Here is an 11343-nt window from a genome sequence, read left to right as displayed (position 1 = left end):
GGTCACGAACCCCACCGCATCGGCGAGAGCACCCCGACGGACGGTCCATGGGCTTCCCGCCGGATCCGGGTGTAGCGTGCCGCCATGGCCGCCAGCACGTCAGGCAACGAGGGTTCCGCGCTCGAGCGCTACTTCCACATCCGCGAGCGCGGGTCGACCGTACGCACCGAGGTCCTCGGCGGCGTCGTGACCTTCCTGACGATGGCGTACATCGTCTTCGTCAACCCGGCCATCCTCGGCGCGGCCGGGCTCCCGGTGGCGGCGGTGACGGTGGCGACGGCGCTCGGCGCGGCGCTGTTCACGGCGATCATGGGCCTGGCCACGAACCTGCCGTTCGCGCTCGCCGCCGGCCTCGGCATCAACGCGGTCGTGGCGTTCGACCTCATCCTCGGCCGCCAGCTGCCGTGGCAGGTGGCGATGGCGTGCATCGTGATCGAGGGCGTGGTGGCGATCATCCTCGTGCTCGCCGGCCTGCGCGAGGCGATCATGCGCGCGGTCCCGCACGAGATCAAGCTGTCGATCGGCGTCGGCATCGGCCTGTTCATCACGCTCGTCGGCCTGCGCGACGCGGGCATCACGGTCAACAACCCGGCGACGGGCATCGGCCTCGGCGTGCTCACGGGCGGCGCGCCGCTCATCGCGCTCGCGGGCCTGCTGGTGATGATCATCCTCACCGCGCGCGGGTTCAGGGGCGCGATCCTCGTGGGCATCCTCGTCTCGGCCGCGCTCGGCCTCATCTTCGGCGTGCTGGAGACTCCGGACAGCATCGCGCGCTTCCCCGAGAGCAGCGACTTCTCGACGATCGGCGACGCGCTCGCCCCGGACAACCTGCTGGACGCGCTGACGTGGGCGCTCGTCCCGGTGATCTTCGTGCTGTTCGTTACCGACTTCTTCGACACGATCGGAACGGCGGTCGCGGTCTCGCGCGCCGGTGATCTGCTCGACGAGAACGGCGACCCGCCGAAGCTGAAGAACCTGCTGCTCGTGGACTCGATCGCGGCCGCGGGCGGCGGCGTGCTCGGCACTTCGAGCAACACGACGTACGTGGAGTCCGGCGCCGGCGTGGCCGAGGGTGCGCGCACCGGCCTGGCGAGCCTCGTCACCGCCGCCTGCTTCCTGCTGACGATCTTCTTCGTGCCGCTCATCGCGGTGGTCGCGCAGACCGTCGTGATCGGCCCCGAGGGCGCGACGCAGGAGACGCACCCGGCCGTCGCGCCTGCGCTGATCATGATCGGCTTCCTGATGATCCGGCTCGTCGCCGACATCGACTGGTCGCGCCCCGAGGCCGGCATCCCGGCCTTCCTCGTGATCGCGGGCGTGCCGCTGACGTTCTCGATCGCCGCGGGCATCGGGTTCGGCGTGCTCGGCTACGTCGCGGTCATGGCCTCCACCGGCCGGGCGAGCAAGGTGCACCCGCTGATGTGGGCGCTCGTGCCGCTGTTCCTGGCGTTCTTCACCAACCAGTGGCTCTCGGAGCACGTCTTCTAGTAGGGAACCTCTAGGGGTTCCCTAGGGTCATTCCCAATGGTCGGCAGGTCGCCGTCACGGCAATCTGCTGACCATGGACCTCAAGAACAAGCCTCTCACCCGCTCCTCCACCGACAAGAAGGTCGGCGGCGTCTGCGCCGGCCTTGCCGACTACTTCGGCGTCGACACGACCGTGACCCGCGTCGGCTTCATCCTCACGACGCTGTTCACCGGCGGTGCGGCCGCGCTCGCGTACGTGGCGATGATGGTCGTCATGCCCACCGACACCAAGGTCATGGGCCATGACCCGCTCGCCACGCTCTAGCGCCGCTAGTCGGAAAGCTGCGCGTCGACGATTTCGTCGAGCAGGCCACCGAGATAGCCGTACAGGGCCACCGTCCGCGCGTTCGGGTCCTCGGGGTTGAAGGACAGCTCGTCATCGTCGTCGGTGATGTCGAGCATCGTGCCCAGCACGAGCCGCAGCGCGTTGACGGCCTGCATCCACGCCGTGAGCTGATCGACGTCGAGCAGCTCGGCGTCGACACTGGCCTCGACGGCGTCGATGCTCGCGAGCCGCCCGTTCTGGAGCTCGTCGCGCGTGAGGCTGCGGTACTCGTTCTCGAGCTCGACGTCCTGCTCGTGCGCGGACGGGTAGAGCCGGCGCACGCGCGGATCGTCGGGGCTGAGCGCCAGCAGCTCGCGCAGCTCGTCGAGCAGCTGCCGGATGAGCGCACGCTCCTGCGGCTCCATCGCCAGCAGGAACTTGCCCTGGCGCTTGTCGATGCGCCGCATCAGTCCTGCCGCATGGTGGCCCACAGGCCGTGCTCGTGCAGGCGGAAGACGTCCAGCTCGGCCTTCTCGCGCGTGCCGCTGGAGACCACGGCGCGACCCTTGTGATGGACGTCCATCATCAGCTCGGTCGCCTGCTCCCGGTTGTAGCCGAACAGCTTCTGGAAGACCAGGACGACGTAGCTCATGAGGTTGATCGGGTCGTTCCAGACGATCACGATCCACGGCCGATCCGGGACCTGCTCATCGTCGGTGGCGGGGAGTTGGACCTCTGCCGGGGCGGCGGACACGCCTCTCAGGCTACCCGGGACATTGCGTGCTCAGCGAGGGCCGTGATCGTCAGCGACGGATTCACGCCCACGTTGGCCGGCACCGCCGCGCCGTCGCACACGAGCAGGTTCTCGTAGCCGAACACCTGCAGGTCCTTGTCGATCACGCCCGTCTCGCGTGAGGTCCCGATCACCGCGCCGCCGAGGATGTGCGCCGTGGAGGGGATGTTCGCCGCCGCCTCCATGATCGAGCTCTGCGCGATCCCGCCGGTGCGCTTCGCGAGCCACTCGGTGAACGCGTTCGCGACCGGGATGAAGGTCGGGTTCGGCCGGTCCGGGTCCTGCTCGGTCCGCAGCCGCACACGCCCGCCGCGCCCCTTCGACGCGCGCAGCGAGATCGCGTTGTCCAGCGACTGCATCACGAGCACGATGATCGTCCGGCGCGACCAGCCGCGCGGGTTCATGCAGCGCGCCAGCCGGACCGGGTGCCGCGCCGCCGCGCCCAGCAGCTTCAGCGGCCGCGTCAGAGACGTGCCGTCCCCGGTCAGCAGCGTGAAGATGCTCGACATGCTGTCGCCCGCGTTGCCGTAGACGACGGTCTCGATGTGCGTGTCCGGGTCGGGGTAGGCCGAGCCGGTGATCGCGACGCGCCGGCCCACGTACGGCGCGTCCCGCGGCAGCGTCACCGCCAGGATCGCCTCGGAGTTCGTGCGCACGAGCTCCCCCAGCCGGTCGGAAATGCCCGGGAGCGACCCGTTGAGCTTGCAGCGCGCAAGCAGCCGGTTCGTCCCGAGCGCGCCCGCCGCGACCACGACGCCGCGCGCCGTCTGCACCCGCCGCCGCTTGCGCACCCACGCGCCCGAGCGCTCGCTCGTCACCGCGTAGCCGCCGCCCGGCAGCGGCTTGATGTCGGTGACCATGCGGTCGGGGGTGATCGTCGCGCCCGCGCGCTCCGCGAACCACAGGTAGTTCTTCACGAGCGTGTTCTTGGCGCCGTGCGGGCAGCCGACCATGCAACGCCCGCAGCGCAGGCAGCCCGTGCGATCCGGGCCTTCCCCGCCGAAGAAGGGATCGGAAACCGTCACGCCCGGCTTGCCCAGGAACACGCCCACGCGTGTCTTCGCGTACGTCTCCCCCACGCCGATCTCCTGCGCGTACTCACGCAGGTAGTCGTCGGCGGGATCGTCCTCGTCGTAGGTCGTCACGCCCAGCATCCGCTCGGCCTCGGCGTAGTGCGGCGCGAGCTCGACCTGCCAGTCGTTCAGCTTCGACCACTGCGGGTCGTCGTAGAAGCGCGCCGGGGCGCGGTAGAGCGTGTTCGCATAGCCCAGCGACCCGCCGCCGACGCCCGACCCGGACGCGATCGCCACGTCCTTGAAGATCGTCAGCCGGAAGATCCCGCGCATCCCCAACCAGGGCGCGAAGAAGTAGCGCCGCAGATCCCACGTGGACTTCGGCAGCTCGTCGTCCTTGAACCGCCGGCCGCACTCGAGCACGCCGACCCGATGCCCCTTCTGCGCCAGCCGCAGCGCGGACACGCTCCCGCCGAAGCCGGAGCCGATCACGAGCCAGTCGAAGTCGTGACTCATGTGCGCCTCAGCAGGATCCGGGACACGAAGTGGTCGCCGCCCTTCTCGAGGATGAGGTCCGCGCGGGAGCGCGTGGGCTTGATGTTCTCGAGCAGGTTCGGGCGGTTCGTACGCTGCCAGATGCCCTCCGCGACCGCGGTCGCCTCCTCGTCCGAGAGCACCGCGTAGCGATGGAAGTAGGAGTCGGGGTCCTGGAAGGCGCCGTTGCGCAACGTGAGGAAGCGGTTCAGGTACCAGCGCTGCACGTCGGCCTCCTCCGCGTCCAGGTACAGCGCGAAGTCGGCGAAGTCGGACACGTAGACGCGCCCGCTGCCGCGCTTGAGCACGTTCACGCCCTCGAGCACGACCACGTCCGGGCGCCGCACGACCCGCTGCTCGTCCTCGACGATGTCGTAGATCAGGTGCGAGTAGACCGGCGCGCGCACCTCGTCCACGCCGCTCTTGAGGTCGGCCACGAAGCGCAGCAGCCGCCGCCGGTCGTAGCTCTCCGGGAAGCCCTTGCGGGCGAGGATGCCCTTCTCGATCAGGGTCGCGTTCGGGAGCAGGAACCCGTCCGTGGTCACGAGCTCCACGTGCCACTCGGGGCGGATCGCCTGCAGCAGCCGCACGATCAGGCGCGCGGCGGTGGACTTGCCGACCGCGACGCTCCCGCCGAGCGCGAGTAGGAACGGCACCGCGTGCTCGGGGTCGCCGAGGAACTCGCCCTGGGCGGCGGAGAGCGTCTTCGCCGCCTCGATCCGCAGCTCCAGCAGGCGCGCGAGCGGCAGGTAGACCTCGTCGATCTCGTCCATGCCGACGGGCTCGCCGAGGCCGGACAACCGGGCGAGCTCGTCGTAGTCGAGCGGCACCGCGCGGTCTCCCAGCTCGCTCCAGCGCGAGCGTTCGACCGCCACGAAGGGTGAAGCCGCGCCGAGCTTCAGCAACAGCGCGCTTGGGGCCGGGCTTCGCGCTCGTCCTGACGCGCGCGCTCGAACGCTCGGCGGCTCAGCACCGGCTCGTCCGGATGGTCACGACGGCGATGCTCGACGTAGCGGTCGTAGGCAGACTCGCCCGACACCTCGCGCAGGTACCAGCGCACGCCGGTGAAGACGTCGCGGACCGTCACGCCACCAGCTCCGGCTTGCGGTCCAGCAGGCCGTCGGGCGCCTCGAGCTTGGACTCCTGCGCCGGCACCTCGGACGTCGGCAGCGGTTCCCGCGACCGGATGGCCTTGATGCAGATGCGGGTGGCGTCGAGGATGACCACGATGATGAGCAGGGCGAAGAACGCGGCGAGGACGCCGTCCACCGTCGAGTTTGTCACGACCGCGTTCATGTCGTCCAGGTTCTTCGCCGGCGGCAGGACCTCACCGGCGGCGATCGCGTCCTGGAACCTGTCGCGCTGGGCGAAGAAGCCGAGCTTCGGATCGGCGCTGAAGACCTTCTGGTAGCTCGCCGTGAGCGTGACGACCGCGTCCCACGCGAGCGGGATGCCGGTCACCCACGCCCACTTGAGCTTGCCGTGCTTGATCAGCAGCACCGTGCAGAGGGTCAGCGCGATCGCCGCGAGCAGCTGGTTCGCGATGCCGAACAGCGGGAACAGCTGGTTGATCCCGCCGAGCGGGTCGGTCACGCCGACGTAGAGGAAGTAGCCCCACGCGCCGACGATGATCGCGCTGCAGAGCCACACGCCGGGCTTCCAGGAGACCTGGCGGAACGGCTTGTAGACGTTGCCGAGCGTGTCCTGAAGCATGAAGCGCCCGACCCGCGTGCCCGCGTCCACCGTGGTGAGGATGAACAGGGCCTCGAACATGATCGCGAAGTGGTACCAGAAGGCCTTTCCGCCGTTGGTGACGCCGGCGAAGATCTCCGACACGCCGAGCGCGAAGGTCGGCGCGCCGCCGGTCTTGGAGATGATCGACTCCTCCTCGACCGCCGTCGCCGCGGCCTGCAGCGCGTCCGGCGTGATCGCGAACCCGAGGCCGTTGACGAACTGGGACGCCGTCTCGACGGTCCCGCCGGTGACGCCCGCGGGCGAGTTGACGGCGAAGTAGATGCCCGGGTCGATGATCGACGCGGCGATGATCGCCATCACCGCGACGAACGACTCCATCAGCATCGCGCCGTAGCCGATGAAGCGGACCTGGGTCTCCTTCTCGATCAGCTTCGGGGTCGTGCCCGAGGCGATCAGCGAGTGGAAGCCGGACAGCGCGCCGCAGGCGATCGTGATGAACACGAACGGGAACAGCGAGCCTGCGAACACCGGGCCCTCGCCGTTGGAGGCGAACTTCGTCACCGCCTCGTTCTCCATCACCGGCAGCGTCACGAGGATGCCGATCGCGAGCAGCACGATCGTGCCGATCTTCATGAAGGTCGAGAGGTAGTCGCGCGGCGCGAGCAGCATCCAGACGGGCAGGACGCTGGCCACGAAGCCGTAGGCGATCAGGCAGAAGACGAGCGTCTCGGGCTCCAGCGTGAACGCGTCGGCGAGGCTCGAGTCCTGGACCCAGCCGCCGGCGGCGATCACGATCAGCAGCAATACGACGCCGATCAGCGAGGTCTCCAGCACCCGCCCGGGCCGGATCACGCGCAGGTAGAAGCCCATGAACAGCGCGATCGGGATCGTCATCGCGATGCTGAACGTGCCCCACGGCGAGTTCGCGAGCGCGTTGACGACGACCAGCGCGAGGACCGCGAGCAGGATGACCATGATCGACAACACGGCGACCAGCGCGGCGACGCCGCCGACCGGGCCGATCTCGTCGCGCGCCATCTGCCCGAGGCTCTTGCCGTCGCGGCGCATCGAGAAGAACAGGACGACCATGTCCTGCACCGCGCCGGCGAAGATGACGCCGACGATGATCCAGATCGTCCCCGGCAGGTAACCCATCTGCGCGGCCAGCACCGGGCCCACGAGCGGGCCGGCGCCCGCGATCGCCGCGAAGTGGTGGCCGAACAGCACGCGCCGGTCGGTCGGCTGGAAGTCGCGGTCGTTGTCCAGGCGCTCCGCGGGCGTCGCGCGGTTGCGATCCGCGCCGAGCACCCGGTACTGGATGAACCGCGCGTAGAAGCGGTAGGCGATCGCGTACGAGCAAACGGCGGCGGCGATCAGCCAGGCCGCGCTGATCGACTCCCCGCGCACGAGCGCGATGACTCCCCAGGCGACGGCCCCGACGATGGCCACGGCCGACCAGATCGCGATGGACTTGGTCCTCACGGTGCTCTCCTCCCCCACGCGTGCGCTAGCGAGGGGTTGGCTCCCCGGCTTAAGCGCTACGTAAACGCACGCACTGCTGCTGCAACGGCCGCTGCGATCAGCATCACGACGAACATCGGCGCTTTCGCGAGGATGGCGGCGATCGCGGCGGCGAGCCCGGCGGCGCGGGGGTCGACGGTGATGCCGTCCCTCGAGCCGAACGTCTCGTAGACCACCAGGGCGGAGAGCAACGCGGGCGCGAGCAGCGCGGTGACGCTCAGCGCGCGCGGATTGAGCTCACGGCTGCCGAGCACGAGCGTGCCGGCCGCCTTGGACGCGAACGTACCGACGGTCAGCACCGCCAGCGTGATCCAGACCGCGGTCATGCGCGGGCCCGCAGGCCGATCAGCGCGGCGCACGCCGCCGCGACGACGGGGACGCCCGCAGGCGTGAACGGCATCAGGACGAACGCGATCAGCGCGCCGAGCGCAGCCGTCACCACGCTGGTCCGGTCCTTCAGCAGGTCGAACAGCAGGCAGGCGAAGAACGCCGGGAACATCGCGTCGAGACCCAGCGCCTCCGGGTCGCCGAGAAACGAGCCGCCGAGCACGCCGATCACCGTGCCGAGGTTCCAGGCGGCGAACTGCGGCAGCGTCGAGCCGATCAGCCGGTCGCGGCTGAAGGTGCCGTCGCCGTTGCTGGCGACCACGAAGGACGCGTCGACGAGCGCGACCGACTCGACCGCGCGGCGGGCGCGGCTCCCTCGCAGCGAAGGGCCCAGCGCGAGCCCCATCGGCAGCCAGCGCGCGTTGAGCAGCATCCCCGCGATGATCGCGGCCAGCGCGCCGCCGCCCGTGGCCAGGACGGTCAGCGCGGCGAACTGCGCCGCGCCCGAGAAGACGGTGATGGACATCACGATCGACGCGGCTGCGCCCAGCACCGGCTCGGCGAGCACGCCGAACGAGATCCCGCCCGCGAGGGTGGGAAGGATGAGCGAGACGCCGGCCTTCACCCCTGCGTGGAACTCGTCGGTCACTGGGCGGGCACCTTACCGTATGATGTCCGTGCAGTGGTAATACCGACGCCAGAGACGATCAAGCTCCAGGGCGGCTCGCTGTCGATCGACTTCGCCAACACGGCCGACTGGACCGCCGCGGAGGAGGTCATCGAGGCCCAGGACGTCCTGCTCGAGCCGGACTCGCTGGAGCGCTGGGGCGCGCGGATGGGCGTGGCGGGCCGCCCCGGCGGGGTAGAGGAGCTCGAGCTGGCGCGGGGCCTGCGCAGCGCGCTCCACGCGGTCTTCTCCGCGCTCGCCCGCGACGAGACGCCCGAGTACTTCTCGCTGGCGCGGGTACGATTCGCCTACGCGCAGGCGGTCGCGGCGGGGACGCTCGTCCAGCAGCCCGACGGCGCGTTCGGCCTCGAGTGGTCGGAGGAAGAGACGCGGCGCGTGCGGTTCGCGGTCGCCGCGGACGCGGTCGCGCTGCTCGCCGATCCCGCGCGGATCGCGCGGCTGCACCGGTGCCCGGGCCGTGACTGCGGCTGGGTGTTCCTGGACACGAGCGGGCGCCGCAGGTGGTGCTCGATGGCGACCTGCGGCTCCCGCGAGAAGATGCGGCGGATGTACGCGCGCAAGCGCGCGGCGCAGCTACTCGATGACGCGTAGCTCGAGCGCGCTCGGCGAGAGGTTCACCGGGCCGTCGGCGGCGACGAGGATGTCGTCCTCGAGCCGGATGCCGCCCTTCTCGCTGTTGTAGATCCCCGGCTCGACCGTGAAGATCATGCCCTCGCGCAGGGGCGTCTCGGAGGTCGCCACCAGGAACGGCGGCTCGTGGATCTCCGTGCCGATCGCGTGGCCCGCGCCGTGCAGGCAGGCGCCGATCTCGGGGTGCGCCTCGACGATCACCCGCTGCGCGTGGTCGACGTCGCGCGCCGTGTTGCCGACCATGGTCGCCGCGACGGCGTCGTCGTAGGCCTCCTTGACGATGTCCCAGGCCTTCGCCGCCCAATCGCTCGGCGTGCCCGCGTGCGCGACGCGGGTCATGTCGCCCCAGTAGCCGTCGAACTGCGCGGCGATGTCGGCGACGATCACGTCGCCCTCCTGCAGCGTGCGGGAGCCGGGGGAGCCGTGCGGATCGCCGGCGTGCGCGCCGAAGAGGATGTGCGGGCCGGGGTGGGCGCCACCGCGACGGGCGAGGCTGTAGGCGGCCTTCGCGTTGACGTCGGCCTCGCTGTCACCGACCTTCAGGTCCGCCCAGACCTCCTCGTAGACCGCGATGATCTGCGCGCAGGCGTGCTTGACGGCGGCGATCTCCTCCGCGTCCTTGGCGGCGCGGAGCTCCATGATCAGGTCGGAGGCCGGGACGAGCTCGTATCCGGCGCTGGTTAGCTCTTTCGCGCGCGCCCAGATGAAGTGGTCCTCCTCGACGCCGATCCGCTTGGCGCTGCCGAACGTCTCGTAGAGCGTCGACAGGCCGTTGCCCTTCGCGGCGTCGTAGAGCGCCTTCTCGAGCCCGGTCGGCGCGGCGGCGACGGCGTCACGGTCCAGGCTCGGGGCGATCAGGGCGCCCTCGCCGCCCTTGCGGACGGTCACGCCGAAGAAGCGCTCCATCTGCAGGCCCCAGAAGCCGGTGAGGTACGCGATCGAGGCGTCCTTGGTGGCGAGGACGGCATCCAGGCCAGCGTCCTCGAGGAGGGAGTCAAGCGCGGCGACACGCGAATCGTGCGACATCGCCGCGCACCCTACCGTCAGCGCACCTTCACGGAATGAGACGACGTCACGTTGTTGAACGTCAACTTGAGGGTGAGGGTGTGACCCTTCTTGGCCTTCTTGGTCTTGGCGAGCCGGACGGTGACGGTCCCGGGCTGCTTGGCCGTGGCCGTGCCCGTCGCGAGCTTGCGGGTCTTCAGATTGGCCGAAAGGGTGACCTTGCCGGGCGCGGGGACGGTGACCTTCACCGCAAGGCCCTTGCGCAGCGCCTTGACGGTGGTCTTGGTGAGCGCGATCGTCGCCTTGGCGGGCGGCGCGGGAGCGGGCACCGGGGTCGGGGGCGTCGGTGGCGTGACGGGCGGCGGCGTGGTCGGGACCCACGCGGAGGGCGGCGGGTCGGCCGGTCCCCAGTCGGGCTCGGTGCCGGTCGGCGTGAGGATGCTGTCGTCGGGCGCGGCGCAGTGGCTCGGCCCGAACTCCGTGAAGCGCGAGACCTCGATGCCCTTGCTCGAGCCGTACGCGATCCCGGCGTTGTCCGGCGCCCAGCTCGGGTCGTGGTAGCTGGCGTCCGGCTTGGTCATCTCGCACGCGAACTCGGGGTAGGCGGGCGGGAACTGCGTCTTGATGTCGCCCTTGACGGCGAAGAACGTGAGCTTGAGGTTGTCGCCGTAGTCGCTCGTGACGGCGAGCTTGGTGCCGTCGCGCGTGACCTCGCCGTCCCCCATGTCCCCGTTCGGGACCATCCAGGGCTTGCTGTTGTAGTCGCCCGCGTCGAGGTCGTCGATCGCCACCTGGCGCCCGAACCCGCCGAAGACGAGCGTGCGGCTGTTCGTCACCCACTCGGGGTTGGAGACGCTGTGCTGATTGCCGTAGACGCTGTGCGGCGTGGCCGTGGTGACGCCGGCGTCGGTGTAGAAGACCGAGCGCTGGATCGAGCCGCACGTGGACGCGACCGGGCACGAGTACGCGATGTAGTCGTAGGCGATCTTCGTGCCGTCGGGCGAGAACGAGAGGTTGCCGGGGTTGGGCGCGAACGTCCCGCCGTCGCCGGACTTGGCGGGCGGCGTCGTGATCGTGTGCAGCGGCTTGCCGTTCGGCGCCAGCACCTGGATCGGCCCCGCGCCCTGCACGGCGGCGATCCGCCCGTCGTCGGCCTGGGTCGGCGAGTGCCAGCCACCGCCGCCGGTCAGCTGCACCTTGTGCGAGCCGTCCGGCGCGGCGGACCACACGTTGCCCTGGTCGATGTAGACGATCGAGTCGGCGTTCGCCGCGGCCGGCGCGAGCAACGCGACCAGGCCGGCGGCGAGGAGGAGGCGGGGGAGCATGCCGGGAATTTCGCTACCCG

General features: G+C 70.3%; 13 protein-coding genes. 3 read left to right on the top strand and 10 right to left on the bottom strand.

Annotated features, from left to right (window positions below; translation table 11 throughout):
* The first annotated feature begins 84 nt into the window (after positions 1-84).
* Both OJ997_RS04545 and OJ997_RS04540 read left to right on the top strand, forming a co-directional pair.
* Complete coding sequence (locus tag OJ997_RS04545; protein ID WP_270023843.1) at positions 85-1488, top strand: NCS2 family permease; 1404 nt, start codon at positions 85-87, stop codon at positions 1486-1488.
* 73 nt (positions 1489-1561) lie between these two features.
* Complete coding sequence (locus tag OJ997_RS04540) at positions 1562-1792, top strand: PspC domain-containing protein (protein ID WP_270023842.1); 231 nt, start codon at positions 1562-1564, stop codon at positions 1790-1792.
* A gap of 5 nt (positions 1793-1797) precedes the next feature.
* Here the strand turns inward: OJ997_RS04540 and OJ997_RS04535 are convergent, their stop codons facing one another.
* The 8 genes from OJ997_RS04535 to OJ997_RS04500 are packed head-to-tail and all read right to left on the bottom strand — an operon-like array spanning position 1798 to position 8324.
* Positions 1798-2259 (bottom strand): DUF2017 family protein, encoded by a 462-nt coding sequence (locus OJ997_RS04535; RefSeq protein ID WP_270023841.1) that lies wholly within the window; start codon positions 2257-2259, stop codon positions 1798-1800.
* Positions 2259-2555, bottom strand: coding sequence for an ATP-dependent Clp protease adapter ClpS (gene clpS, locus OJ997_RS04530; protein ID WP_272599361.1), 297 nt, complete (start codon positions 2553-2555; stop codon positions 2259-2261). Before clpS ends, OJ997_RS04535 begins: the two co-directional genes overlap by 1 nt.
* Positions 2552-4114: a GMC oxidoreductase gene (locus tag OJ997_RS04525; protein WP_270023838.1), complete on the bottom strand. Its 1563-nt coding sequence runs from the start codon at positions 4112-4114 to the stop codon at positions 2552-2554. The genes clpS and OJ997_RS04525 overlap by 4 nt, the downstream gene beginning before the upstream one ends.
* The gene (gene coaA, locus OJ997_RS04520) at positions 4111-5007 is read right to left on the bottom strand and encodes a type I pantothenate kinase (RefSeq protein ID WP_270023837.1); all 897 of its coding nucleotides are present in this window, start codon (positions 5005-5007) and stop codon (positions 4111-4113) included. Before coaA ends, OJ997_RS04525 begins: the two co-directional genes overlap by 4 nt.
* Before the next feature lie 23 nt (positions 5008-5030).
* Positions 5031-5219: a YbdD/YjiX family protein gene (locus OJ997_RS37365; protein ID WP_270023836.1), complete on the bottom strand. Its 189-nt coding sequence runs from the start codon at positions 5217-5219 to the stop codon at positions 5031-5033.
* Complete coding sequence (locus OJ997_RS37360) at positions 5216-7309, bottom strand: carbon starvation CstA family protein (RefSeq protein WP_270023833.1); 2094 nt, start codon at positions 7307-7309, stop codon at positions 5216-5218. Before OJ997_RS37360 ends, OJ997_RS37365 begins: the two co-directional genes overlap by 4 nt.
* Before the next feature lie 56 nt (positions 7310-7365).
* Entirely contained in the window at positions 7366-7674 is a 309-nt protein-coding gene (locus OJ997_RS04505) for an AzlD domain-containing protein (protein ID WP_270023832.1), read from the bottom strand.
* Positions 7671-8324, bottom strand: a complete 654-nt coding sequence (locus OJ997_RS04500) for an AzlC family ABC transporter permease (RefSeq protein ID WP_270023831.1) — start codon at positions 8322-8324, stop codon at positions 7671-7673. The genes OJ997_RS04505 and OJ997_RS04500 overlap by 4 nt, the downstream gene beginning before the upstream one ends.
* A 33-nt stretch (positions 8325-8357) precedes the next feature.
* Between OJ997_RS04500 and OJ997_RS04495 the strand changes: the two genes are divergently transcribed.
* Entirely contained in the window at positions 8358-8954 is a 597-nt protein-coding gene (locus OJ997_RS04495) for a CGNR zinc finger domain-containing protein (RefSeq protein WP_270023830.1), read from the top strand.
* Here the strand turns inward: OJ997_RS04495 and OJ997_RS04490 are convergent.
* Both OJ997_RS04490 and OJ997_RS04485 read right to left on the bottom strand, forming a co-directional pair.
* Positions 8937-10019 (bottom strand): M24 family metallopeptidase, encoded by a 1083-nt coding sequence (locus tag OJ997_RS04490; protein WP_270023829.1) that lies wholly within the window; start codon positions 10017-10019, stop codon positions 8937-8939. The two genes, OJ997_RS04495 and OJ997_RS04490, sit on opposite strands and share 18 nt — an antisense overlap.
* 17 nt (positions 10020-10036) lie before the next feature.
* Positions 10037-11323 (bottom strand): TolB-like translocation protein, encoded by a 1287-nt coding sequence (locus tag OJ997_RS04485; RefSeq protein ID WP_270023828.1) that lies wholly within the window; start codon positions 11321-11323, stop codon positions 10037-10039.
* Positions 11324-11343 lie beyond the last annotated feature (20 nt).

This window comes from Solirubrobacter phytolaccae (assembly GCF_027587195.1).
Lineage (GTDB): Bacteria > Actinomycetota > Thermoleophilia > Solirubrobacterales > Solirubrobacteraceae > Solirubrobacter > Solirubrobacter phytolaccae.
This window is presented reverse-complemented; position numbering and strand designations above follow the sequence as displayed.